This is a genomic window from Aquimarina megaterium XH134, assembly GCF_000520975.1.
In the GTDB taxonomy this organism is placed as follows: Bacteria; Bacteroidota; Bacteroidia; order Flavobacteriales; family Flavobacteriaceae; genus Aquimarina; species Aquimarina megaterium.
Genome location: NZ_JACB01000037.1, coordinates 1 through 26,824 on the forward strand (window position 1 = coordinate 1; position 26,824 = coordinate 26,824).

Annotated in this window: 20 protein-coding genes and 1 tRNA gene; 10 read left to right on the forward strand and 11 right to left on the reverse strand. The window is 33.0% G+C overall.

Annotation, left to right across the window (positions count from 1 at the left end; genetic code table 11):
- Both Z053_RS0119465 and Z053_RS0119470 read right to left on the reverse strand, forming a co-directional pair.
- Window positions 1–1,893: fibronectin type III domain-containing protein (locus tag Z053_RS0119465; RefSeq protein WP_160170126.1), on the reverse strand; the 1,893-nt coding region annotated here is incomplete at its 3' end.
- A gap of 718 nt (window positions 1,894–2,611) precedes the next feature.
- A complete protein-coding gene (locus Z053_RS0119470) occupies window positions 2,612–4,207 on the reverse strand; it encodes a lytic polysaccharide monooxygenase (RefSeq protein ID WP_025666651.1) in 1,596 nt (531 codons plus the stop codon).
- Between the two features lie 415 nt (window positions 4,208–4,622).
- Here Z053_RS0119470 and Z053_RS0119475 point away from each other — a divergent pair, with 415 nt between their 5' ends.
- Window positions 4,623–5,198, forward strand: a complete 576-nt coding sequence (locus Z053_RS0119475) for a glycoside hydrolase family 9 protein (protein ID WP_025666652.1) — start codon at window positions 4,623–4,625, stop codon at window positions 5,196–5,198.
- Window positions 5,199–5,326: 128 nt separating this feature from the next.
- Window positions 5,327–7,444: a cellulase family glycosylhydrolase gene (locus Z053_RS30375; RefSeq protein ID WP_025666653.1), complete on the forward strand. Its 2,118-nt coding sequence runs from the start codon at window positions 5,327–5,329 to the stop codon at window positions 7,442–7,444.
- Between the two features lie 393 nt (window positions 7,445–7,837).
- Here the strand turns inward: Z053_RS30375 and Z053_RS0119485 are convergent.
- Together Z053_RS0119485 and Z053_RS0119490 are read right to left on the reverse strand one after the other, a co-directional pair.
- A tRNA-Arg gene (locus tag Z053_RS0119485) sits at window positions 7,838–7,911 on the reverse strand.
- 175 nt (window positions 7,912–8,086) lie between these two features.
- A complete protein-coding gene (locus Z053_RS0119490; protein ID WP_025666654.1) occupies window positions 8,087–9,424 on the reverse strand; it encodes an SPFH domain-containing protein in 1,338 nt (445 codons plus the stop codon).
- A 381-nt stretch (window positions 9,425–9,805) separates the two neighbouring features.
- Here Z053_RS0119490 and Z053_RS0119495 point away from each other — a divergent pair, with 381 nt between their 5' ends.
- Window positions 9,806–10,318: an adenine phosphoribosyltransferase gene (locus Z053_RS0119495; protein WP_025666655.1), complete on the forward strand. Its 513-nt coding sequence runs from the start codon at window positions 9,806–9,808 to the stop codon at window positions 10,316–10,318.
- 56 nt (window positions 10,319–10,374) lie between these two features.
- Here the strand turns inward: Z053_RS0119495 and Z053_RS0119500 are convergent, their stop codons facing one another.
- The 4 genes from Z053_RS0119500 to Z053_RS0119515 all read right to left on the reverse strand — a co-directional run bounded on the left by Z053_RS0119500 (window position 10,375) and on the right by Z053_RS0119515 (window position 13,412).
- On the reverse strand, window positions 10,375–11,187 hold the full coding sequence (locus Z053_RS0119500) for a hypothetical protein (protein ID WP_025666656.1): 813 nt from the start codon (window positions 11,185–11,187) through the stop codon (window positions 10,375–10,377).
- A 108-nt stretch (window positions 11,188–11,295) separates the two neighbouring features.
- Window positions 11,296–11,448, reverse strand: a complete 153-nt coding sequence (locus Z053_RS30745) for a hypothetical protein (protein WP_025666657.1) — start codon at window positions 11,446–11,448, stop codon at window positions 11,296–11,298.
- A 65-nt stretch (window positions 11,449–11,513) separates the two neighbouring features.
- Window positions 11,514–13,052: a M56 family metallopeptidase gene (locus Z053_RS0119510; RefSeq protein WP_025666658.1), complete on the reverse strand. Its 1,539-nt coding sequence runs from the start codon at window positions 13,050–13,052 to the stop codon at window positions 11,514–11,516.
- A 3-nt stretch (window positions 13,053–13,055) separates the two neighbouring features.
- Window positions 13,056–13,412, reverse strand: coding sequence for a BlaI/MecI/CopY family transcriptional regulator (locus Z053_RS0119515; RefSeq protein WP_025666659.1), 357 nt, complete (start codon window positions 13,410–13,412; stop codon window positions 13,056–13,058).
- 292 nt (window positions 13,413–13,704) lie between these two features.
- Between Z053_RS0119515 and Z053_RS0119520 the strand changes: the two genes are divergently transcribed.
- On the forward strand, window positions 13,705–14,565 hold the full coding sequence (locus tag Z053_RS0119520; RefSeq protein WP_025666660.1) for a M57 family metalloprotease: 861 nt from the start codon (window positions 13,705–13,707) through the stop codon (window positions 14,563–14,565).
- Window positions 14,566–14,668: 103 nt separating this feature from the next.
- Here Z053_RS0119520 and Z053_RS0119525 read toward each other — a convergent pair whose 3' ends face one another.
- Both Z053_RS0119525 and Z053_RS0119530 read right to left on the reverse strand, forming a co-directional pair.
- Window positions 14,669–15,418 (reverse strand): LytR/AlgR family response regulator transcription factor, encoded by a 750-nt coding sequence (locus Z053_RS0119525; protein WP_025666661.1) that lies wholly within the window; start codon window positions 15,416–15,418, stop codon window positions 14,669–14,671.
- A 6-nt stretch (window positions 15,419–15,424) separates the two neighbouring features.
- On the reverse strand, window positions 15,425–17,299 hold the full coding sequence (locus tag Z053_RS0119530; protein WP_025666662.1) for a tetratricopeptide repeat-containing sensor histidine kinase: 1,875 nt from the start codon (window positions 17,297–17,299) through the stop codon (window positions 15,425–15,427).
- A 333-nt stretch (window positions 17,300–17,632) separates the two neighbouring features.
- On the opposite strand from Z053_RS0119530, the gene Z053_RS0119535 reads away from it, so the two are divergent.
- The 5 genes from Z053_RS0119535 to Z053_RS0119555 all read left to right on the forward strand — a co-directional run bounded on the left by Z053_RS0119535 (window position 17,633) and on the right by Z053_RS0119555 (window position 22,990).
- The gene (locus Z053_RS0119535; protein WP_025666663.1) at window positions 17,633–18,493 is read left to right on the forward strand and encodes a M57 family metalloprotease; all 861 of its coding nucleotides are present in this window, start codon (window positions 17,633–17,635) and stop codon (window positions 18,491–18,493) included.
- 148 nt (window positions 18,494–18,641) lie between these two features.
- Window positions 18,642–19,595, forward strand: coding sequence for a calcium/sodium antiporter (locus tag Z053_RS0119540; RefSeq protein ID WP_035096465.1), 954 nt, complete (start codon window positions 18,642–18,644; stop codon window positions 19,593–19,595).
- A 158-nt stretch (window positions 19,596–19,753) separates the two neighbouring features.
- On the forward strand, window positions 19,754–21,157 hold the full coding sequence (locus Z053_RS0119545) for an alpha/beta hydrolase family protein (protein ID WP_025666665.1): 1,404 nt from the start codon (window positions 19,754–19,756) through the stop codon (window positions 21,155–21,157).
- A gap of 59 nt (window positions 21,158–21,216) precedes the next feature.
- The gene (locus tag Z053_RS0119550) at window positions 21,217–22,275 is read left to right on the forward strand and encodes a sensor histidine kinase (RefSeq protein WP_025666666.1); all 1,059 of its coding nucleotides are present in this window, start codon (window positions 21,217–21,219) and stop codon (window positions 22,273–22,275) included.
- Window positions 22,268–22,990 carry a LytR/AlgR family response regulator transcription factor gene (locus Z053_RS0119555; protein WP_025666667.1) on the forward strand — a complete coding sequence of 241 codons (723 nt, stop codon included), beginning with the start codon at window positions 22,268–22,270 and terminating at the stop codon, window positions 22,988–22,990. Before Z053_RS0119550 ends, Z053_RS0119555 begins: the two co-directional genes overlap by 8 nt.
- 95 nt (window positions 22,991–23,085) lie before the next feature.
- Here Z053_RS0119555 and Z053_RS0119560 read toward each other — a convergent pair whose 3' ends face one another.
- Complete coding sequence (locus Z053_RS0119560; RefSeq protein WP_025666668.1) at window positions 23,086–24,111, reverse strand: glutamine synthetase beta-grasp domain-containing protein; 1,026 nt, start codon at window positions 24,109–24,111, stop codon at window positions 23,086–23,088.
- 218 nt (window positions 24,112–24,329) lie between these two features.
- On the opposite strand from Z053_RS0119560, the gene Z053_RS0119565 reads away from it, so the two are divergent.
- Window positions 24,330–26,516 carry a glutamine synthetase III family protein gene (locus Z053_RS0119565; RefSeq protein WP_025666669.1) on the forward strand — a complete coding sequence of 729 codons (2,187 nt, stop codon included), beginning with the start codon at window positions 24,330–24,332 and terminating at the stop codon, window positions 26,514–26,516.
- Window positions 26,517–26,824 lie beyond the last annotated feature (308 nt).

Here is a 26,824-nt window from a genome sequence, read left to right on the forward strand (position 1 = left end):
AATATATTCATCATTTACATTAGTACTTGCAGAGTCACAATAAGTTACTCCACTTCCTTCTAAGGTAGTGAAAGAAACGGTAGCACTTCCAGAGATATTTCCTGCTGCATCTTGTGCTGTTACTGATGCATTATAATTGGTCAATGGAGATAGACCGGTAACATTAAAAGTAGGACTTGCAGAAGTTCCTACTGAATTACCACCTATAGAAATGTTGTATTGAGTAACACCAACATTATCTGTAGAAGCTGTCCAATTCAGAGTTGCTCCGCTTGAAGTGATATTGCTAGCAGTCAAATTGCTTGGATTCGTTGGCGCTTGTGTATCAGCAGGTCCTGATTGTATTTGGAATTTTCCAACAACTCCTTTTCTACCATTTTTCATGTATTCGGTTATAAACCAAAATGAAGAATTATCAGATGGATCAACATCTATTTTACTGTAATCTCCATAGCGTAAACTAGGAATATTACCATTTCCGTTAGAAATTAATTGTTCTGTTCCTGTCATCACACCGAGAGGATCCGAACTTAATCTTCCGGTATAATATGAACTTACCCTAACAGTTGATGAGGTACTCGGACCAGACATAGATGTATATCCCATACCTATATTACCTTGTGCATCCATTGCCATACTAGCGTTCCAGGCGTGTCTTCCATCAGGAGCAGTATAGGTGCCTTCCTGGTGTAAAGACCATGGTTGATTATCTCCACTTTGACGGAATTCATACCAGCGTACTCCGGCAAGCTTACCAGATCCACCATCGGTATCTACTACAAAATTGAATATAGCAGAATTATGAGTAGCAAATTTTCTGAATTGCGCCTGATTCATAATCGTTGCTTGTAATGCATCAATAGTATCGCCTCCTCCAGGTTGAGGTAAGTTAGAAAAACTTCCTCCATCAAATACACCAATAAAAGGAGTTGTGTTAATCTGCTGTGGATTGGATATAGTAGAATTATTTGAATTGTTCCAATCTACATTAACAGTCCATAATTTGATATGATCGGTAGAAACTCCTGACCAGGCATTATCCTGCATATATACAATGGTAGCACCGCCAGCTGCTGGTAAATTAGCATCAGTTACGTTTAATGCCTGTGGGCTGTAAAAACCACTAGTAACAATTCCCGGAAGATTGAAACCTACTATTTGTGCATTAGAATCACCTGTTAACATTTTAGATCTCTCTAATGCCCATATTTTGTTATTACTACTAGTATTATCCGTAATATAATATCCATCACTCCATATTGATAATTTTTGGTAGTCACTAATTGATGATATATTGTATACATACCACCCGGCATTTACTGGATCAGGCCCATCAGATATAGCTACCTGTGCTCCGGATCCCAAAAATGACAATACCCACCTATCGGCGGCATTATCATAAGAAACGGTAAGGTCACAGCATCCTCCGGATGGAAAAATTGCAGGGTTAGGAGCTGTCTGCCCCACTAATTGATTACCTGCTTTATCATAAATCATAAACCCTGTGTTGTAAACAACAAACACATGATTTGGCCCAACAGCTAATGATGGATCTGTTGGTTGAGAATTAGATGAATAGGTATCAAATACAAGACTTGGAGCAGCTAGACTCATACTTGCCGATTTCTGATGCCTGTTTTTTACATAATAATCATTAGTAGTTTGTGGATCTTTACCGGATACAACCATGTTTCCTAATGATCTTTTGTCTTTTGCTTCCTTAAAAGAATTATCAGGAGGTAGGAGATCTTGAGGTCTGGAAGACATTGGAGAAACATACTCTACAGAGGATATTTTTCCGTGATAAAAAGCTTTGTTTTCATTTTGTTGCCCATAGGTCATCATAGAGAAGACCAACAGCAAAGCTAGTGTTGCTAAATTAGTTGATTTCATTTGTGTTGATATATTAAAGTTAGTATTCTAAATTAAACAAATGTGATAAACTACTCGTTATCAAGTAGTTGATTTTTTAACGTTTTTTTGCTAGAATTACGATGTTAAATCATTGATAATCAGTGTTTTGTTGTCAATAAGAATAAAACAGTATTAATTTTGTGGTTATCACACATGGTCAAAAACGGCAATTTATATGTGTATAAACTGTTAATTATTAAATAATTAAAAGAAAATTATGCTAAAAATGAAGTTACTTTTGTTTTGGAGCTTTCTCCTAGTGACCTCGGCAGGATTGATTATAACCTTTCCTGGCAAAGCTCCGTTTTGAGAATCACAAAAAGAATCACTTGGCTTTGTTTCAAAAAAGAAACAACCAAAACCATCCCAAAACCCAAAAAAATTATCTCGATCAACAGTGGTGATTTTGTTATCTTCTTTTTTATCAATTTTGATAATAGAATTATCAGTACGATTTTAAGTGATTTATGAAATCTTAAAATTTATTTCTTCGGGATACAAAACTCCCATAACAATCGAAATAGAATTTTATAAACTTAAAAATGTAGCATATATCTTCGAAAATTGCCCGACTTTTTCTTGCAGGTTCAATAAAAAGAGGTTGTCCAAAGACAAGACAACCTCTTTTGTTAAAAGAAAGGAACAGAATAACTCTGATCATCTTTCTAAAATCGTTTGAATTATTTTAATCAGGATCTTACTTTATAATTAATTTTTGAGAACTACTTACACCGGAAGGGTTTAAAATTCTCACCATATATAATCCTGATTTAATTCCTGAAATATCAATAGTCATATTCATTGTATTTTCCATTATTGTCAGGGATTTTACTTCTTTTCCGTTAAGATCGTAAATAGTAATTACATTGCCTTTTAGATTTGTTTTATTTCGTATTGAAATATTTGTAATTGCGGGGTTCGGGAACATAGCAAAAGAAAGTTCTTTAGCCTTTTTTGTTCTGGTTGTTATAGCCCCACAATCAGGCGTTGTTGACGAACTGCTGAAATAGATAGTATGCGCATCGTCTTTGGAAACCATTGCAAAGTTTCCTTGGTCAATCGTTACATAATAATCTCCATCTAAACCGGGAATACCTGTTCCCGTTAACGAAATTTCCGGATTAGGCCCATTAAAGTTTTGCGTAGCATTTGAAAAATTCATGTACCATGGAGCCGAATTTAAATTGAAAGAAAATTGGTATAAACCATTATTAGCTAAATCCCAATTTATGGTAAACATAGTAATACTATCTAGATTAGGACCATTATCTCCTAATACGTGGACATTTGTATATGTTTGGATTAAAGAAGGTAATGCCGTTGCAATAGGAGTATCAAGAGGACAAATAGGTTCTACACAATCTGGTTCTTCTAATAAGCTAATTGTTTCGACTATACCACTACTGAACTCTCCATCACTTACGGTTAATGTAACCGTTGCGCTATTCATATTAGAATAGCTATGAGAAACTGTAGCACCTTGAGCAGTATTACCATCGCCAAAGTCCCAGGTATAGGTAAGTTCGTCTCCATCAGGATCATAAGAATCAGATGCGTCAAAAGTAACATTAGGACCACCACATCTACCATTATTGCTTTTAAACGAAGGCACGGGAGGTTTATTTGGCCCACCTCCAAAATCAACATCACTTGTTGAGTAAAAAGCTTCTCCGGTAAGTGATCGCTGCCAGATACTATAAATAACATGCTTACCTGTTCTTTCTGGTAATGTAACATCTATATTATCAATTGAAGAAGCAGGTCTTGGTCCGGTACGTACAAGACGCTCCAGACTGTCCCAGGTAAGTGGTTGATCTGGTGTCCAATCTGCTTTTGTTATATACACATCAAAGTATAATGTTTGATGCGGAGCCGAATTAGTCCAGGTTACTGTAAATGGACCAGGAGTAACAGGGGTAGATACCCAGTCGTTTCTTACCTGATCCAATCCTCCATATTTATCTGGTCGTCCGGCACTGGCCAGGTTACCATCCGGAATAATTTCTTGATGCATACCATGTGCATCCATTCTTGCAACCTCATTCCAATCGTAGAAAGCTTGTGTTCCGTGAGAGAGAACTGCTGCGATACAAGCTGGTGAATCGGGACTCTCGGGATCTTCTTGATAACAAATCCAAACTCGGCTGGGAGGACTTGTTACTGTACCATGCGTGAAAATGGACTGAACAGGTGAGAATAATAAGATTATACAGAGTAAAATCTGTAATGACCAATCTTTTAAACGGGGATTTATCCCCGTAAAAATCTCGTTTTTACGGTTATAATTCTTCATGTTAAAAATAAATTTAAGTTAGTTAATAATGCTATTAAGCTAATGCTAATTGTGCGTATATTAACTAGTTAGCCTCTGTATTTGCTAAATTTTAACACAGTTTGTATCAAAAAAAGCAATTTTTTACGGCTAAAACTCAAATGAAGTAAGGCACACTAGTACGATAGAAGTAGGATTGAATATGGATTGATGATTTAAAAACAAAAAGGAAATAAAAATTTCGATCACTTCTATGTCAATAATAGTGTAAATGGTATGGTAAAAAAGTATAATGTTTGCGGGAAAATGGTGTCTATAAATGATTGATTAACAGCTTGTTTATATATAAGGCAGTAAGCGAAATCGTTTTTGTTGTTTATTTCAAAAACGACTGAGTTTACCATAAAGTTTATACCAACTTAAAAATACGAATCTCATGAAAAAAATTAGGAAGCTTATTGCAATAGCTTTGTGGTGCTTTTGGTGTACACATTGTATTGCGCAGTTTAATTATGGAGAAGCATTACAAAAATCGCTTTTCTTTTATGAAGCACAACAATCAGGAGCGATACCCGATTGGAATAGGGTAAACTGGAGGGGAAACTTTGCATTGAACGATGGTTCGGGTGTAGGTGTTGATCTTACAGGAGGATGGTATGATGCCGGCGATCACGTAAAATTTGGTTTTCCAATGGCTTATTCGGCTACAGTTTTATCCTGGGGAGCGCTAGAATATAAAGATGATGCAGAAAGACATTTTGATTACTGGACTACAGGGGTTAGTGGAGAAAGAATTACTTATAGCCCTGGAGGACAAGCACATTTAACGAATTGGAAATCTTTAAGACATAGTGCTAATACCGCTTTTCTTGCATTTATTTATAGTGATAAAGTAGCTACACCCAAAGCGATTACGTATAATAATTTTGCGGTAGATCAAATCAATTACATTTTAGAAATTTTAGACTTTGCCTCTAATCAGGTAATAAGAAGTAAAGTTGTGATTAAATGATGAGTTGAATTCATCTAATTTAATGTAAACGTATAGCAAACTGCCAAAAATCGAAGTTCAATCTTAGTATTCGGCTTCATTTTGAATGGCAGTAATAGTATTATAATTTATAATCTTCATAACACGTCATGAAAAACATAATTAAACAAATAAAACGAGTATTGGTTACACTATTAATTTTTGGTGCAACTTTAAGTTCTATAGCCCAACAACAAAATTGGCTTTCTGTATCGGGAAATAAATTATTTGATTCTGAAGGAAAAGAAGTACGGTTAACAGGTGTTAACTGGTTTGGTTTTGAAACTTCTTTATATAGTCCTCATGGGATTTGGACCAGAGATATGAAAAGTGTACTTCGGCAAATAAAAGATTTAGGGTTTAATACGATCAGAGTACCTTGGTGCAACGAGATGCTTAATCCCGGATCTACGATCAATATCAATTCATTTGGAACCGATCCATATACAGGAATTTCTCCTATGAATGAAGAAGAATCAAAATTAACGACACCTATAGAACTAATGGATGCTATGGTACAATGGTGTCAGGATAATGATATCAAAATAGTTTTGGATAATCATTCAAGGGCAGCAGATGGTTTTCTTAACGAAGCTCTTTGGTATACAAATGTGTATTCTGAGAATCGTTGGATTAATGATTGGATTTTTATAGCAGAAAGATATAAAGATTTTTCAGCTGTTGTTGCTATGGATTTAAATAATGAACCTCATGGATCTACCTGGGGGAACAGTAATCCGGCAACAGATTGGAATAAAGCTGCAGAACGATGCGGAAATGCTATCTTAGAGGTCAACCCAAATGTATTGATTATTGTAGAGGGAGTTGGAGAATTTGAAGGAAATTCTTACTGGTGGGGCGGCCAGTTGATGGGAGCCAGAAAATATCCAATTCAGCTTTCTAATCAAAATAAACTAATGTATTCTGCTCATGAGTATGGCCCAGAAGTGTTTAATCAAGATTGGTTTGGAGCAGCTAATTTTCCTCAAAATATGCCTGGAATATGGCAGGAAAATTTTCATTACCTGTATGAAGAAGAAATTTCTCCCATATTTGCTGGAGAGTTTGGAATCAGAAACCAAGGAGCTTTTGGAGGAGCTGCCTATACCTGGTTTACAGAGTGGATGAATTTTATGGGAGATATTTATTCCTGGACTTTCTGGACGATGAATCCTAACTCAGGGGATACAGGTGGGATTTTGAAAGATGATTGGTTTTCAGTGAACCAATGGAAGATGGACGTCCTACGACCTCATTTTGCACCATTAATCCCAAATATTGTAGGAGAGAATTTGCCGCCAACAGCTAGATTTACAAATGACGTGTCTTCTGGAGATGCGCCACTAACAGTTCAGTTTGATGCATCCGATTCTTCAGACCCTGAAAATGATCCACTATCGTATTCCTGGGATTTTGGAGACGGAACCACAGCTACAGGGATCGCCACATCGCATACTTTTACTAATGTAGATACTTATTCTGTAACGTTAACTGTTTCGGATACTGCTGGTAATAATAGTATATCAACCGGTATTATTATTGTTACTGAACCAGGAAACGGTGATCCTTGTGATTTTGGAACACCATTAGCAAACCCATTACCTAGTATTACGAATGCAACGTACACCAAGGTTCATATATTAGGAACCAATGGCCCTGACCTAAGCAATATGGCCAGTTTTAGCGTAAATTGGGACCTGCCTAATAATGGCTTATGGCAGTTGTCTATGAATACTACAAACGGGATTCCTAATTGGTGGAATGATTTAAAAAGTAAAATAACAAGCCAAAACTTAAACACTTCAAGCCCTTCGATTACCTTGTCTGACACAGGCTTTCCTAATCTGGATGATTCATATTATGTAACTTTGGATGACCAGAACTTTGTTCTTGTTTCTAAAAGTAGAAACGTTACTATATATTTTAGTAATAGTGATGTAGCACCCATTTGTAAAGAAGAAGTCAATGAAAAAAAAGTACTTAATCAGTTAGAAGTCTATATTTTCCCTAATCCGGTCTTAGACAAAATTATGATTCAGGTACAACCCTCTATGAATGGTTTACCGATCCATATTGTAGATGTTAAAGGAAAAGTTATAAAAAACGGTACTTTAAATCCCATTTTTGGTATGACGACGATAGACATTTCTGAATGCATCCCTGGGTTGTATTTTATGAAAATTCCTTATGAAAAAGGAATAATTACTAAGCAAATTATTAAGAAATAGTACGCTATATAAAATTAATACAATGTATTATTTAGCATGTTAAATCTATAGCTCTATTTAAATCTAGGTATTAGATAAAACTAATGAAAAAAGTGCTAATAGAGTTAGTTAATGCGTAGTGTTTGTTAATCAATGCACAAAGACTGCCTGAGAAATATTTTTTTTGGTGGTCTTTATTTATAATATAATAAGAGTAAGTTATTTTTTTAATTATGGAGATTTGAATTCTCAGATTCATAATTAAAAGGACTGTGATAAGATCACTTAATAATGACAATAAGAAACCACGAGTTGTTACTCTAGTTCTTTATTTTATTCCAAAACTTCAAACTACGTTTGGTTTTTCCATAAAATAAAAAACCACGTCTTTTGGACGTGGTTTCTTGCTTGTTGTGACCTCGGCAGGATTCAAACCTGCAACCTCTTGAGCCGTAATCAAGTGCACTATTCAGTTATGCTACGAGGCCTTTTTGCGGGTGCAAATATAGTTGTTTTTTATATTGCTGGCAAAATTTATATAGACTTTTTCGCAAACAGAAAAAAGCTACTCGACAGGTTTTAGATAAATAAGATCTAAAAACAGGATTTGAGTAGCCTGATAGTATGTGTGTTAAAACACAGTTATGCTATATGCGAGTTAATTTATTGACTTTTCCTGGTCATCATTTTTTTGGCAAGATCTGCACCAATTAGTGATTGTAATAAGTTTCCATTAGCATCTTGTTTGCCACCATCCTGTATATAAATCTCTGGTAGTTTTAGTTCTTTAAGCTCTCTGGCTATATTTACAGAAGTCTTATATTCCCACTCGGCACGTTCTTGTGGAGTAAGACCGGCACTTACCAGTTTAGCATTTTCATAGGACTGTGCATCTGCCATGGTTTTTTGTGTTTTGGCTTTAAACTGTGCAACTTCATAATTCTTACGCTCTTCGATAAGGTTAAATTCTGCTACTTTGGCTTTTGTTTCGGCTTCGATAGTTTTTTGAATTTGCTCTTTTTCTAGTCGGGCACGTTCTGTTGCTTTCTCAGCTTCACCCTTTGCCGTTTCTTTTTGAGCACGATAGAATTCACGCTCTGCTTGTTGTTTTTCTAATTGTGTTTGTGCTACCTCTTCTTTTTGTAATTGTAATCGTTTATCAAAGGTGCTTTCCCAATCAATTTCGGTAACCACAGCTTGTACCACGGTAAGACCATAAGCTTTTAAAGAGTTTCCTTTTTCTCGTACAGGCTCTCCATTTACGTATTTGATCTTAAAACGTTTTTGTTTAGATTCTTTATTAACGATAGTTCTCACAACACTGCTATCACCAATCAATTCTCTGTTTTCGTTGGCTATGTATTCTTCTAGTACATACATGCCGTTTTCTAACTGATCTTTAAAATATCGATCAAAATCAGAAGCTTGTCCAGAGATATAATCCTGAGCATCCATTAATTTACATGTATTCTTAATAGATTGATCTATATTAGGGATGATACGTGATCGAATAAGGTTTTTTTCGGTTTTATTACGGTCTGCAACAGATAAGAATTGTGATTCATCTGTAGTATTAATACTAATTACTACCGAAGTTGCAATTCTTGCTTTTACAGCATCGCTAAATGCCCAGTATTTTGCCACATCAACATTGGCATATTTACTTTGTTCTCCGAGCTCACCACTATCTTTATTTGGAATTACATATTTGATAGGGAGTTCGAATTGTATAGGGATCAAACGTCCCCACATTTTGGTATTGATACCTTGATGTACAACAGCTTTTTGGGTGCCCCAAGGATATTGTACTGCATAGGCAGTACCAGGTTCTGCATAAAAAAACATACCAGAGATCACACTTAGCACAAAACCGAATCCAATTAATTTAAAATTACGCGACTTGGTGAACCAATTTATAATTTTTGAATTTGAAAAAAGAGGTTTGATTATGAGCATTATGATTCCTGTAAGAATCATCACGATTCCTATAAATGTTAGCATATTAAATGGTTTTAGAAATGATTAATTGATTTAATTTTTAGGTACAGAAGAAAGTAGTTTTGTTTACATGATTTCTAGATTTTTATAGTTAAAATTAATGGTATTTCTATATTGTCTTTTTAATATATCTGAAAGAAAATTATGGGCAAAATATTTTTATTGAAATCTGTGAAAGTGATTATTATTTTGTAACTAAAAAAACGATAATTGTTTTAGAGTGTAACCACATTTGCTTGATATTGATTAATAAATGTAATTAAAAAATACTTATATTGTTATAAAATGAAACTTTTGTAGAGCGATTTTACGTCGTATTTTGATTTTGTAGGCGATTTTCATCTTTTTTTAGCCTCTTTTTTTTATTTTCATTATTTTCGGCCAATGAATTTACAAGATTATATCAGGGATATTTCTGACTTTCCCAAACCTGGAATTTTATTTAAAGACATTACTCCTTTATTAGCAAATCACAAAGCTTTGGTAAGTTGCGCGGATCAATTAGTTGGTTTATGTCCAGACGGTATTAAGATTGATAAGGTAATTGGTATAGAAGCCAGAGGATTTATTATAGGAAGTATGATTGCAGAACGTTTACAAGCAGGATTTATACCTGTTCGAAAAAAAGGAAAGTTGCCCTATGATGTAAAATCAAAGAGTTACGGCTTAGAATATGGAGAAGATACATTAGAAATCCATATCGATGCTATCAAAGCCGGGGAACATGTGTTGATTCATGATGATGTACTGGCTACCGGAGGAACTGCTAAAGCTGTATGTGATCTGGTTAAAGAACTGGGTGGAGTAGTAGTACAATGCAATTTTATTATGGAGCTGGAATTTCTTAACGGAAAAGATAAACTAGATGTTCCCAGATCTGCTCTTTTAAAATATTAATGATAAAAAAAAGCCTTCAAAAAAGATGAAGGCTTATATTGTTTTTTATAAGAAATTTATTCTTTGGTAGTGGCTATAATAGCACCATCTTTGGCTTTGTCACCATAAATACTAATGGCAGTTTCTGGTTTAAGAAAATCTACTTCGGCTAACTTATCCGACTTTGCAAGCGTATCCAGAGTGTTAAAATCAGCTTCCTTTCCGTCAATAATAATTAGCTTTTCAATATCAGGATTGTCTACAAAATTATATCTTTTGGATTTAAAGTTTTGAAAATGCGGCATTTGCTGCCCGTTAAAAAAGAAGTTTCCATCCTCGTCTTCTTCAAAAGTAAAAGATTTCATGATTTGATCCTTTAGTTTTTGTGCATCAAAATGCCCTTTATAAAATAAAGAGTCATTCTCTTTATCAAAATCAAAAACGAAATTATGCTTCTTCATAATGCTATCCATATCAATTTGTATGTGACTAAAGCCCGACTGATTTTTCCAGGCGGCAATGTCAAACATACCAGAGTTTGAGATATACAAATTACCATCTTTATAACCCAATTCTATTTTAGAAATAGGTGTCTTAGAAGATGAAGAGTATTGACTTTTCGAATTTCCTTTTTTAAGAACAATACTTAGACTGGTAATCTCTTTTTTGTCATTAAATTCTATTTTTTTGATAAGCAATTCGATACCATTTTCTAAAAAGAATGCTTTTAAATCCTCTAATTCTTTTTCTGAGGTGTCTTTGTTTATTACCGCAGTTATTTCGTTAGGTTGAACGTTATCAATTATCAAATCCTTACTAGAATTTGTTGTAAATGCGGTTAAGGAGAGCATACCTAGCATGCTGATTCCCATAATGATCCATTTTTTCATACTACATATTTTTGGTTATTTATAGATGATATTACTTCTTCTTTAATTACGAAAAAGAGTTGCTAGTGTTGCAAAAAGAAGTATTTTTTTATGGATAAGACTATGGTGTTACCCCAAAGCTCTTTTGGTAACATATAGTCGCCATCCAAATATGAGAAGTTGTAATTTGGATGCTTTAGCAAGATCCAGGCGCTTTTTGGTAAAACTCGGTAGAATTACTTTATTAAGTTTGGCGATAAACGAAAAGAAATGTTTTTGCATGGTCAAAAATACAAAAAACTCACTTGAAGGAAGTGAGTTTTTTAAAGATTTATGTCTGGATTGAGTTAGTTCTTTTTGGTAGTAATTTCGATTACTCCATTTTTTGCTTTATCACCATATTTTTTAATAGCAGATTTTCCTTTAAGGACATTCATCATTTCTATGGTATCAGAATCTAATTTTTCCATTTCTTTTTTGGTCGTTTTTTTCCCATCTATATAAATTAATGGTTCACCGTCTCTATCACCAGTAATGTAAGCAAAGGTTTTGTTGTCATTGGTGTGTATCTCATAAATATCTTTTTGATCTCCATCGCTAAAAATGAACTCATTTTTCTTATCACCAGAATGGATTTTCATTGTTTTTCCTTTTTTGGTTTTACCATCCTTATCAACCACCCACACGTAATTTGAGCTATTTCCGGATTGTCCAATTTCGATTTTACCAGTTTCACTATTGTATATAATGGCAAAAGAATTAATTGGGGTGTCATTTGATATGGCGTAGTTGGTCGTTCCTTTTTTAGAGGATATGTCTACTTTAATGCTCGTAATTTCATTAGCATCATTTCGCTTAATACCAGAAAATTTAACTTCAAGGCTGTAGTCATTTTTTAGAGTGTTTTTGACTTTATTGAGATCTTCTTTTGAAGAGCTTTTGTCGACTATAAATTCAATAATCTTTTTTCCTCTTTCTTGAATGACAATATTTTCTGAAGCTTTTTGGTTTGTTTTTGTATCCTGTTTGATTCTAACAACTTCCCGGGTGTTAAAACTCCATAAAAATAGACTTAACAAGGGAAGAATAACAGTGATTTTCCATAACTTCTTACTTTGAGAACTTTGTTTGTTTAGCATAATAATTCGTTTTTTGATTAATGATTGATAAAAATTATTAGTAATGGTAGAGTAATTATTTGATGATACTTTTAGTAAAGTTAATTGATACTCTTTTCTAGATGTCATTTGGTTTATAGCTTCTCGATCGGCGATAAATTCTAGGTTCTGCTCCAGGTTTTTTTTGTATAACCAGGCAAAAGGATTGACCCATTGAAATATGAGAAGAAAGTTCACTAGTATTAAATCAAGAGTATGAAATTGCTGAACATGTATTTTTTCATGTTTTAGAATCATATCTAATTCTTCTCGAGAATGTAATACTGGATTGTATACGATCGTATTAAAAAAAGAAAAAGGAGCGATATCCTGAGTAACTTCAATAAAATTGAAACCGTCTTTTTTTCTGCCTTGATGATGTGCTAGTAATTTCTTTAAGGATAACAGTTGCAGGCCAAAACGAGATAGAAATATAAAGGCACCCAGGCCATAAAGTATAGATCCAATTAACCACCAGTTTATAGTTTCGGGAATTGCATTTTCTGAACCAGATAGATGTGTTCCTGTTACATAAAAGTCTGGATTTTCAATAAACTTAATGGTTGTAAACTCTATGAATGGTAATAGTATAGATGTGATGATACCAACCAATAGAAAATGCCTGTTTATTGTGAAAAAGGTGTCTTTTCTAAGTAGTAAAAAATAAACTCCGTAAAATGTCGAAAGTAAAATACTGGCTTTTAAAAGATAAATTAAGAAGGTTTCCATAGCTTATTTTTCTTTTTCTATTACTTTTAAAATCTCTCGTAACTCATCTGCAGTTATTTTCTCTTCTTTAGCAAAAAAGGAAACCATGTTTTTATACGAGTCGTTAAAATATTGTTTCATGGCTTTACTTACAAAATTGCTGCGATATTCTTCTTTTGTAATAATAGGGAAGTACTGATGTGTTTTCCCATATGCTTGATGACCTACATATTTTTTATCCTCAAGATTACGTATAATCGTGGATACGGTGTTGTAATGTACGGCATGATTTAATTCGGCCTGAACCTCTTTTGCGAAAGCTTTTTTTAGCTTCCATAATGCCTGCATGATTTCTTCTTCTTTATTAGTAAGTTTTTCCATAAGAGAGTATTAATAATGATCAAAAGTATAACTATAATTCTAGTTTCACAACTATTTTTGTAGTTATTTAACTATTTACGTAGTTGTTGAAGAAGAAAAGAGGTGATAATTTTACACTTATAGAGTATAGAAATGCTTTTTTGAAGCGACTTTTTTGTTTTGTGTAAACTACTGTATTACAGTAAGAAAAATGTGACTTATCATCAATTTGTTAATAAAAAAATTTTTCGTTATGTAAATGGAATGTTAAATTTATCACAATAAAATAACACAAACTTAACTTTTATTTAGAATGAGAAGAATCAAATCTTTAGTGATAGCCACTGCAATGGCTATTACACTAACGCTGGTGTCTTGCGATAAAGACCAGGTTAATACTCCCGTTGAAGAATCCTCTTTGGTTGTTGAAAAAGATGTTTTAAACAAAATCACAACATTACATTTTAATCCTAACGGCATAGAAAAAGTAATGGTTAATGATATTGACGGCACTAAAAAAACAATGTATCGTATTGAAGATGATATCATGTTGTCAAAGTCTCAAATAATGGATATGGGGCTTCACGGTGGGATTCAAAATAAGCAGTATAGAACTAATAATTTGGTAACATCAACTAATGTTATTCGTGTAGTGGGGTATACGGGTAATAATCAATATGGATTAAGTTCTACTGCACGAACAGGTCTGCAGTATGCTGTTAATAATTACAATAATGAAAACCTTAGTATTAGGTTTATCGTATCTTTTGGAACAAACTGGGGACCTAATGATATCTTGGTATATGTCGATAATAGCATAAATCCAGATCCAAACAGATCTGCAGGGATTGCAGGTTTTCCTAGTAATGGATATCCTTTTACAAGAGTTAGAATTAATAACGGAGCTAATTTAACACAAACAAATCAGCAACTAGAACATTTATTAGCGCACGAAATTGGGCACTGTATAGGATTTAGACATACAGATTGGGATACCAGAAAAACGTGTGGAGAAAACAGCAATGAAGGAGTAAGTAATGTTGGTCTTGTATATATTCCGGGAACAGCTGGTCCTGGTGGTGACCCAAATTCTATAATGAATGCTTGTTACCCTGCAAATACCGATGGAGAGTGGAGTAATCTGGATAGGGTAGCATTAAACTACCTTTACTAATTTGCTGGTCGAAAGTATATTTAGATATAGATAAAAGACTGCCTTTTGGTAGTCTTTTATTATTTTATAATAATACGGTACGATATAAATAACAGGAGTGTTTTTAGATGCGTTTAAGAAGTTCTCGTTTCTTATCTCTGGAGATAGATAATGTTTTTCCGTCACTCATTACAATATGCCCTCCATCATCATTACTTAACAATTTGAGGTAATGGATATTGATAAGATTAGATTTATGGATCCTGAAAAAGTTAGGTTGTGTTAGCTTTTCCTCAAAAAACTTAAGATTTTTTGATACTACCATCTGTGGTTGATTATTAAGAATTATAGAAGTGTAGTTGCCCTCTGCAATACAATACATAATGTCTTCAATTTTGATAACATGTAGCCCTCTGGCATCTGATAATGTGATCTGTGGAGATTCTCTTAAATTATACAGGTTTTTTAAGTTTTCTTCTACACTGCTCTTAGAAGCTGCTTCTTTACTTATATATTGAGTTACCTTGTTAACAGCTTCTTTTAGTTTTATAGGGTCTACTGGCTTTAAAAGATAATCAATAGCATCATACTTGTACCCTTTTAATGCATATTCATCATGCGCAGATATGAAAATTATTTTGAAATCCATAAGCTCATGACTAGGGATCATATCAAAAATAGTACTGTTTCCTAACTGAATGTCTAAAAACACAATATCGGGATTAAATTCTTTGAAGAGTTTTCTCATTGATGTTTTGTCCCACCCTTCGCCAATCACTTCTACTTCTGGGCAATAGTTTTGTAATAGAACTTTTAAGCTATTTCTTGCCATTTTTTCATCATCTATAATGACGCATTTAAGTGATGTACTCATAAACTATTAATTTATAATTGGTAGATTAACGGTAACCCTGGTGCCTCTTGATTTTTTATTATCATCCAACAAATCTGTAATTTTCATAGACGTTTTTTTATATCCTACCTTTCTAAGAAGCTTTATCCTTTCTGCTGTATTTCCTGATGCAATTGATAAATTGGTAGTGTTTTTTGATTTTTTATTTAATTTGGCAGATTTTTTTCTGCCAATACCATTATCCTCGATAATGCATTGTATACTATTTTTCTTTTTTTGAAATGAAAGCTTTAGTATTTTTTTATTTTTAGAACTTAACCCGTGTATAACAGCATTTTCGAGATGCGGTTGAATAATCATAGAAGGTATTTTAGGGTTAAGCTCTATTAAATTCTCATCAATTGTTAGGTTTAACTCAAATTGATCCTCAAATCGTTTGTTTTCTAGAGTTATATAGGTCTTGATAATCTCTAATTCTTCCTTAAAACTAATGTATAGACTATCTGAGTTAGATAGTATTTTTCGAATTAATTGAGAAAGTTCTCTCATATGTTCACTGGCTTCGAATTTATCTTTTTGAAGAATATAACTTTGCAATGTATTGAATGAGTTAAACAAGAAATGTGGATTCATTATTGATCGTAATGATTTTAATCTAACCAAACTTATTTCTTCGTTGAGTTGTGATATTTTTAACCTGCTTTTTTGATAAATAGTTAAAAAAAACAAGATGCATATTATAGTGATAACTCCCGAACTTAAGGCGAGAATTTTACTATTGTAAACTTGTTTATTTGTTTTTTGATTTTTCTTCTCCAAATTAGTAATTAGTTTGTTTTTTTCGGCTAGTATTTTATTATACTCTGATCGGGCAATCTCTTTTTTAAGATTATGTTCATTAAATTTTTGAAGATAGTTTTCTTTAGCTTTTAAGTATTGAATAGCCTTTTTTAATTCTCCTTTGATTTCATAAATTTCTGCCAAATCATTTAAACTCATTAGATTAGAAGGAGGGTAGGCGTTCTCTGTGTAACTTATAGATTTCTTGTAATAATCAATTGCCTTGTCTAGATGACCTAGCTTATAATTTAATTCTCCTACTGTGTTGAAGAAAAATGATCCAAACTGTTCTTTTTTACTATCTGTAATATTATTTAGATCAATATATTTATCAATAACTCTCGACGCTTCTTTTAGTTTATTCTGCTTGATATAACCATAAGCAACATTATTTGCAGCTATTTCCAGGGAATTGTCTCCCTTTGGATTTTTTTCAAGAATACGTATGGCCTTATTAGAAAAATAAGCCATCGAATCGGGATTTGTTTTTTCGAATGTAGAAGAAATATTTAGAAGCGAAATAGCCATCCTGTGCTCTTCATTTGGTTTAATATACTTAAACGAAATCTTAAAATTTTCCCTGGCAAGCTCTGGTTCTAACAACTCATTGAATAGTGTTCCCTGATTAATTAGAATGTGCCATTTAAAAGGTTCTTTTTCAGTAGCGTTAGAAAGATCAATAGCTTTGTTGTAATATTCTAAAGCTTGCGAGTATTGATCTTTTTTTTGCATTTGCCAGGCTAGCATAGCGCATACTTCTATACGACAATTAATATTGTCGTTATCTGTGCAATACTCTAATAAATCAAATAGCTCACCTGTGTCCGTATTTTTAGATTGATTATATGTGTAGAATCTTAATAATGATAGGTCATTTTTGATAATGCTATCTTTATGATTTAACTGCCTTGCCTGTTCTCGTTTTTGTTTAAGATTGATTAAAATTGAATCCTGAACTCTTTTTTTTGGATCAATCACTGTTGTGTCTTTTGCATAAATTGATACAACAGAGAGCAATTCGAATAGAAAAAACAATACGATAATATACCTGTTTGTTGTCATATCTGTGATATATGGTAAGTAAAATTACGAAACTAATAAAGTTATACAGTATGTATTGCAATTTTGTTGTTTACAAAAAATGAATTGTGATTGGTGTAAATAAATCTATTATTAATGAAATAAGTTGTAGAGCATATCTTGTGAATACCAGATAAAACCATACATATTAAAGTGTTATTGCGCTTTTAACGTTAAAGAAATACGGGTTTGTTACTGTTTATTGTCAAAAAATAGCAGTTTATGTAAAGAAATCGACGGTTTGTGTATTATGATTAAGTTTTAAGAAAATTTAAGAATATATTGTTAAAGTTTTAACATAATAATACAAACTCAATGAAAAATTTTAAAACCCTTGCAGTAGTGTTCATTACTGCTACATTATCAGTTTTTACATCATGTGAAAAAGAATCTCCAGAAGTTGTGGCAGATCAGTCTTCTCAAGAAATTTCAAAAGATGTGTTAAACAAAATAACAGAATTACATTTTAACCCTAATGGTGTCGAAAAAATTACTTTAAACGATATCGATGGAACCCAAAAAACCGCATATAAGATTGAAGATGATATTCTTTTTACCGAAGATCAACTAATGAATATGCAGCTTCATGGTGGTATTCAAAACAAACAATATAGAACAAACAATACAGTAACTGCCACTAATGTTATTCGTGTTGTTGGGTATACAGGAAATAATCAATTTGGGTTAAGTGCTACAGCACAAACAGGTCTTCGATATGCGGTTGACAATTATAATAATGAAAACCTTAGCATTAGATTCGAATTATCCTTCGGAACAAACTGGGGTGCTAGAGATATATTAGTGTATGTAGATAATAGTATAAACCCAGATCCAAACAGATCAGCAGGGATTGCAGGTTTTCCTAGTAACGGATACCCTTTTACAAGAGTAAGAATTAATAACGGAGCAAATTTAACACAAACAAATCAACAACTAGAACACTTATTAGCTCATGAAATTGGTCACTGTATAGGATTTAGACATACAGACTGGGATACCAGAAAAACATGTGGCGAAAATAGTAACGAAGGAGTAGGTAACGATGGTTTAGTGTTTATTCCAGGAACAGCAGGTCCGGGAGGAGATGCTAATTCTATAATGAACGCTTGTTATCCTGCAAATACCGACGGAGAATGGAGTAATTTGGATAGAGTAGCTCTTAATTTTCTGTATTAGAAAATTTAGCAAGAATAGTTGTAATACCCCTTAACTTACTTGCTAATATATAGAGTTATATTATCAAATAGCATCCTGAAATATGGATGCTATTTTTTTTGAGAAAAGTTTCTATATAATAGTATCTTCGCAAACAAAATTAAAATTTATGGTTGCCAGTATATTGTACGTTATTATAGGGCTTATACTTCTTGTTGTGGGAGGAGAATTTTTGGTAAGATCCTCTGTTGCCTTGTCTTTTAGACTTAAATTGTCTCGTATGGTTATTGGGTTAACTGTAGTTTCTTTTGCTACCTCTGCTCCAGAATTATTAGTAAGCATTCAAGCGGCATTAGACGGATTGTCGGATATATCTTTAGGTAATGTGGTTGGGTCTAATATTGCTAATATCGGTTTGGTATTGGGTATTACTGCTATAATAGGTCCTTTGGCTATCGATAAGGATTTTTACAAATTCAATTGGCCGGTAATGGTATTGTTATCGTTTGTTTTGTATCTCTTTTTAGAAAATGATGCAATTTTAACTCAGTTAGAAGGACTTTTGTTATTAATATCTTTAATTGTTTATCTGTTCCTCTTGATTCGAAGAGCTAGAAAATCTTCTGAAACTGCAACAGAAGAGGTCGACGATTCTCTTCAGAAAACATCTAATTTTAAAATTATAATTTGGCTACTTATAGGTGGGAGTGCATTATATTTTGGTTCAGAATTATTGGTGAGCGGGGCAGAAACCATTGCCAAAAAAATGGGCGTTAGTGAAGGTGTAATAGCAGTTACCCTTATTGCAATAGGGACTAGTGTACCAGAATTAGCTGCTTCTGTTATTGCAGCTCTTAAACAAGAGAAAGCAATTTCATTAGGAAATCTTATCGGATCCAACATTTTTAATATCGCTTCAGTATTAGGAATAACTTCATTAATTCAGCCTATCGCAGTAAAAGATGAAACACTAATGAATGTAAATATTTATTGGATGCTTGGTTTTGCTATGATTTTACTTCCATTGGCTTTTATACCTAAAAAAATGATCCTGGGACGCCCAAAAGGATTATTGATTTTTGCAGCATATTGCATTTTTATAGCAATGGTTTTTATAGAATAAACTACACATGTAGACAGAAGTTATATCTATTGAGAAAAGCAGATATATAATGATTTCATCATTACCATCTATCCTGCGTATTTACCATTCGTCATAATTTGAACTACTATATATAGAGATTCATATATTTTTGATCATAAATCAAAAAGAAACTAATTATGATGTCATTGGTTAAATGGATAATTGGATTGTTACTAGCTTTTCTTTCTCAAATTATAAATGCGCAGGAGATTGTCGGGATTTGGAATGGAGCAATTAAGGTTCAGGGAACCGAACTTCCTGTCATTTTTAAAATTAAAAAAGAAGGCAATACCTATATATCTACTTTAAAAAGCCCAAAACAATCAGATCAAGAGCTTCCGGCAGAAAAAACAACATATGTAAATCAGAAGCTTACTATCGAGGTTAAAGCTTTTAAGGTTATGTATGAAGGAGTATTAGAAAATCATGAAGTAAAAGGGGTTTTTGATCAGGCAGGGAATAAATTTCCGTTAAACCTTAAAAAAGGGGATGTTGTTACTAAGGGTAGACCGCAAGACCCCAAAAAACCATATCCATATAAGTCAATCGATATTGTTTTTAAGAATACAGAAGCCAGTGGTATTAAGCTATCGGGGACGCTAACTTTGCCAAAAGATAAAAAAAAACCTCCAGTTGTTGTTTTAATTTCGGGATCCGGTCCACAGGACAGAAATGAAGAAATTAAGGCAGCTAATCATAGACCTTTTTTAGTGCTTTCAGACTTCTTAACTCGTCAGGGTATAGCCGTATTACGATACGACGAAAGAGGTGTAGCAAAAAGTGAAGGTGTTTTTAAAGGAGCAACCTCTGTTGATTTTGCGTCTGATGTCGAAGCCGCAATTAAATTTCTTAAAACCAGAGATGATGTTGATGTAAATAAGATTGGCTTGGTAGGACATAGTGAAGGAGGTTTTATTGCTCCTATAGTGGCTTCTAAAAATAAAAAGGTAGCATTTGTTGTGCTTTTGGCAGGAACTGGCGTTGATGGGAAAGAAGTATTATTGTCACAAATGAAACTTGACGCCGAATTAAAAGGCGTTTCACCAAAAATAATAGAAATCAATAACAGGTTTACCGATATTGTATTAACGTCAATTCAAAAAGAAAAGGATGTAGCTGTAATGAAGATGATGTCTAGAGAAAATATGACTGCATACCATAATACTTTAGATGATAGCATGAAAAAAGTATACTCTTTGGGGATGTTAGAGCAGCAACTTTTTGAGTTTATTAAAGATCCTTGGATGCGTTATTTTGTAAGAACAGATCCAAAGCAGTTTTTGTCGAAAGTAAAAACTCCTATATTAGCAATTAGCGGAAGTAAAGATTGCCAGGTGATACCTGATCTTAACTTAACAAGAATCGAGAGCATTCTGAAAAAATCTGGAAATAAGGATGTAACGATAAGTGAAATTGAAGGCTTAAATCATTTATTTCAGACAGCAAAGACTGGTTCAGAATCAGAGTATCCCAATATTGAAGAAACTTTTGCTCCAGAAGCAATGCAAATAATTAGTAAATGGATTCTGAAACGATTCTAATTTTTTAAAATTAGATAATCGATAGATATTTAGGTAATTATGATAAACGATATCACAATTTGAATACATTAAAGATTTCAAAAAAGAACTGGTTTTGGATTTTACAACTTTTAGGTTGGGGGATACCTGGTTGTCTTATTGTGTATACAAAGTTTAACTATGAAAAAACATTATCTCAAACCTATATTGTTTCAGAAGCAGTCTTATTTACTAGTGCAGGAATATTGTTTTCTTCGTTTTTATGGCTATTAATTAGAAATAAAATTTTCATAGAAACTATAAGTATTAAGATAGTCATTAGAATACTTTTGATCTACCTGTTAATGTGCTTGGCAATGACAATATTTGTAGAGGTTTTGGTTTATTTATTATATGTAAATATCGAAAATAAAGAGTTAGATAGATCTTTTAATGATTATATCCTCAATTTTATCAATATCTCTGTAATCTTATTTTTTTGGCTCATTCTTTATTTCTCAATCAATTCGATTCTAAGAGCTCAAAAAGGAAAAGTAGAAGGCCTGCAATTGAAGAGTATATTAAGGGAATCTCAACTCAACACACTTAAAGGTCAAATTAATCCTCATTTTATGTTCAATAGCCTTAATAATATTAGAGCATTAATGTTAGAAGATGTGAATAAATCACGAGAGATGATTACTAAGTTGTCAGAGTTGTTAAGGTATTCATTAAATAGTAATAAAGTAGATAAAATAACTCTTGGAGAAGAAATTGAGGTTGTTAATAATTATATCGAATTGTCAAAGATTCAATTAGAAAAACGATTGCGATATCATGAAGAAATCGAAGCAGGTATATTGGATATAAAAATTCCTCCTATGCTAATTCAGATGTTGGTAGAAAATGCTATAAAACATGGAATCTCTAATCAAATAGGGGGTGGAGTAGTATCTTTAAAAATAAGAACAGGAAATAATGACTTGCAAATCGAGGTGTATAATACGGGAATGCTAAAAGAAAGTAGATCTACTACAAAAATTGGGCTTCAGAATATTTCAGAAAGACTACGATTATTGTATGGTACGACCTCTTCCTTTGAATTGAAAGAAGAGGACCAAGAAGTAGTTGCCAGAATAAAAATACCGTTAGATGAGTAATACTGCTGTTATTGTCGAAGATTCGCGTTTAGCACGTAATGAATTAAAAGAGTTACTTAAAAAGTATCCTTTGGTAGAGATCATTGGTGAAGCCGAAAATGTGGATCAGGGATACGAGCTTATAACAAGTACAAATCCGGATATTTTATTCCTGGATATTAATATGCCAGAAAAAAATGGTTTTGATTTATTAGAAATGTTAGATCAAGTGCCTTTGGTTGTTTTTACAACTGCTTATGATGAGTATGCTATTAAGTCGTTTGAATATAATGCGTTTGATTATTTATTAAAACCAATTAATGAAGAAAGATTTTCTAAGACAATAGAAAAAATACAGAAAACTATTGAAGAAAAGAAAACCTCTGAGTCAAAAGAAAAATTGTCAGAAACCAGTCAGATTTTTATTAAAGAAGGAGAAAAATGTTGGTTAGTAACGATATCAGATATAAAACTGTTTGAAGTGGTCGGAAACTATACGAGAGTATACTTTGATCAAGAAGCTCCATTAATTTATAAATCTCTAAATCAAATAGAGCAAAAACTTCCTGTAAAGATCTTTTTTAGAGCCAGCAGACAGCAAATCATTAATCTCAACTTTATAGAAAAGGTTGTTCCGTGGTTTAATGGTAAGTTAAAAGTCACTATGAGTTCTGGTTTAGAAATAGAAATATCAAGAAGGCAATCCATAAAATTTAGAGAACAATTAGGATTGTAGTCTGTATAAACAATAAAAAAAACACCTTTAGAAAATTCCTAAAGGTGTTTTGGTGTTTAACCAACTTAGTTAGTTAAGTTACATACAATAAATTATTATGCCATTACAGATGCAACATCTGCAGTTTTAACCGTGGTTACAATTCTTGCGGCAATTTTATATGGATCACCATTAGATGCAGGTCTGCGATCTTCTAGCCAACCTTTCCATCCTTTTTCTACGGTGATAATAGGGATTCTTATAGATGCTCCTCTATCTGATACTCCATAAGAGAATTCGTGTATAGATTGTGTTTCGTGCTCACCAGTTAATCGTTGATCATTAAACTCGCCATATACAGCAATATGTTCTTTGGTAACAGGTCTAAATGCTTCACAAATAGTTTCATAAACTTCTTTAGAACCGCATGTTCTTAATACTTCGTTAGAAAAGTTTGCATGCATACCAGAACCATTCCAGTCTCCTTTAATAGGTTTTGGGTGATATTCAATATAATATCCATAATGTTCGGTAAGACGATCTAATAAGTAACGAGCTACCCATATTTCATCTCCGGCTTTTTTAGCTCCTTTGGCAAATAATTGAAACTCCCATTGTCCACTCGCAACTTCTTGGTTAATTCCTTCAAAATTAAGTCCTGCAGCGATACATAGATCAGCATGTTCTTCAACAAAATCTCTTCCATGTGTGTTTCTACCTCCTACAGAGCAATAATACATACCTTGTGGACCAGGGTAACCACCAACAGGAAATCCTAGAGGTAATTGTGTTTTAGAATCCATAATAAAGTATTCTTGCTCAAAACCAAACCAAAAATCATTATCATCATCATCGATTGTTGCTCTTGCATTAGATTCGTGAGGAGTTCCATCAGAATTTAAAACTTCTGTCATTACCAGGTATCCATTTTTTCTTGCAGGATCAGGATATATAGCAACAGGTTTTAATAAACAGTCAGAAGAACCACCTTCTGCTTGTCTTGTAGAACTACCATCAAAAGACCACATAGGGCAATCTTCAAGCTTTCCGCTAAAATTTTCTTCAATTTTTGTTTTACTTCTTAAGTTAGCAGTTGGTTTGTAACCATCTAGCCAAATGTATTCTAATTTAGCTTTACTCATAATTAACACTTTATAAATTGAATTGTTATAAGGTTCAAAATTAATTTTTATTTTGGTATTACCAAAAAAATAGGGGGTGTATAATCATATTTGTAATAAATTTTATTAATACCCTGTTTTTTTAGGGGGTATTTTAAATAATTATTAATTTTGAAAGAAAATATTTTTTATATTATCAATAGAAACTTCTTTTATCTTTGTATAAAACTCACTTAATTATGTCAACACTCAGATTTCAAGCTCTAAAAGAGACCTTACATCGTAAACCTGTTATAGTTACAGAAACAGAACGTCGATCCGTATTATTTGGTAACAATGTATTTAATCAAACAACAATGCTTCAGTATCTTACCAAAGATGCTTATAGTAGTGTAATGGATGCCATAGAACATGGTTCTAAGATTGATCGCAAGATTGCTGATCAAATTTCATCTGCGATGAAAGAATGGGCACTTTCTAAAGGTGTAACACATTATACACATTGGTTTCAGCCATTAACAGGAGCAACAGCAGAAAAACATGACGCATTTTTTGAAACCATAGGTAATGGACAGTCAATCGAAAAATTTGGAGGAGGACAACTGGTACAACAGGAGCCAGACGCATCTTCTTTTCCTAATGGAGGGATTCGTAATACCTTTGAAGCTAGAGGATATACTGCATGGGATCCTACTTCTCCTGCTTTTATTTATGGGACTACATTATGTATTCCTACCGTTTTTGTCGCCTATACAGGGGAGGCTCTTGATTATAAAACGCCATTGTTAAGAGCTTTACAGGCAGTCGATAATGCAGCAACAGCGGTTGCCAAGTATTTTGACAAGAATGTTAAAAAAGTGAATGCATCTTTGGGTTGGGAACAAGAGTATTTTTTGATTGATAGTGCATTGGCATATTCCAGACCAGATATAGTAATGACTGGTAGAACACTTCTTGGTCATTCTGCAGCAAAAGGACAACAACTAGATGATCACTATTTCGGAAGCATTCCTACGAGAGCTTTGGATTATATGAGGGATTTAGAAACAGAATGTATGCTGTTGGGTATTCCGGTAAAAACACGTCATAATGAAGTAGCTCCTAATCAATTTGAGCTGGCTCCTATATTTGAAGAAACAAATCTTGCCGTAGATCACAACTCCTTACTTATGGATGTTATGGATAAAGTAGCTGCAAGACATCACCTAACTGTACTTTTGCACGAGAAACCTTTTGCAGGTGTAAATGGATCAGGAAAACACAATAACTGGTCTTTGGCAACAAATACTGGTGTAAATTTATTAGGTCCGGGAAAAACACCAATGAGTAATCTTCAATTTTTAACATTTTTCATTAATACTATTAAAGCTATTAATGAAAATGAAGAATTAATGAGAGCAGGGATTGCTTCGGCTAGTAATGATCACCGTCTAGGAGCTAATGAAGCACCACCAGCTATTATGTCTGTATTTATAGGAGAACAATTAACAGCGGTACTTAAAGAATTAGAAGGAGTTACTAATGGAAAATTATCTCCACAAGAAAAAACAGATCTTAAATTAAATGTAGTAGGAAAAATACCAGAGATTTTATTAGACAATACAGACCGTAATAGAACTTCTCCTTTTGCTTTTACAGGAAATAAATTTGAATTTAGAGCCGTAGGATCTAAAGCAAACTGTGCAAACCCAATGACAATTCTTAATACTATCGTAGCAAAACAGCTGGTAGATTTTAAGAAAGAAGTTGACGCATTGATTGATAAAAAAGGACTCAAAAAAGATGAGGCAATATTTAATGTGCTAAGAGAGTATATAAAGCAGTCCAAAAATATTCTTTTTGAAGGAAACGGATATGGCGAGGAATGGGAAAAAGAAGCTAAGAAGAGAGGGTTAAGTAATAATAAAACTACTCCCGAAGCGCTAAAAGCTAAGGTTTCTAAGAAAAACCTGGAGCTTTTTGAGAAAATGGGGGTAATGAATAAGATTGAAGCCGAAGCTCGTTATGAAATTGAAGTAGAAGAATATGTATTAAGAATTCAAATAGAGGGTAGGGTGCTTGGAGATATTGCTCGAAACCATGTGATTCCGACCGCAATACGATATCAAAATATGTTAATCAATAATGTATCTGGATTAAAAGAACTATATGGTAAAGATTTCAAGAAATATGCTAAGGAGCAGATGGAAATCATAGAAGAGATTTCGGGACATATTGGTAAGATCAATACTAAGGTTAATGAAATGACCGAAGCACGTAAAAAGGCAAATAAACTTGAAGATCTAGAGAAAAAAGCTTCAAGTTATTGTGATAAAGTAAAACCTATGTTTGATGAAATTAGATATAGTTGCGATAAATTAGAGTTACTTGTAGATGATGAACTATGGCCGTTAACAAAATATAGAGAACTGCTCTTTACAAGATAGGTAAGAATTGTCTCACAAGTATTGTTCTTGATGATTAGTTAACTAAAAATTAACAATTTTAAGAACTCTTTAAAAACCATAGAAATATATATTTCTATGGTTTTTCCGTATGCATTTCATCGAATGTAAAGCAAGTATGTTATAAATAGACTTAATATTTTCTTAAATTTGAATACTATCATAATGATTGTAACTCATTTTGATACTACCTCCCTAACCCCAAGCACATATTTTCATGTTAGTCAAAATGGAGATTAGATTTTTCTAATATTCCTTTATCGTGCAATAGTTTTTATATAAAAATCATA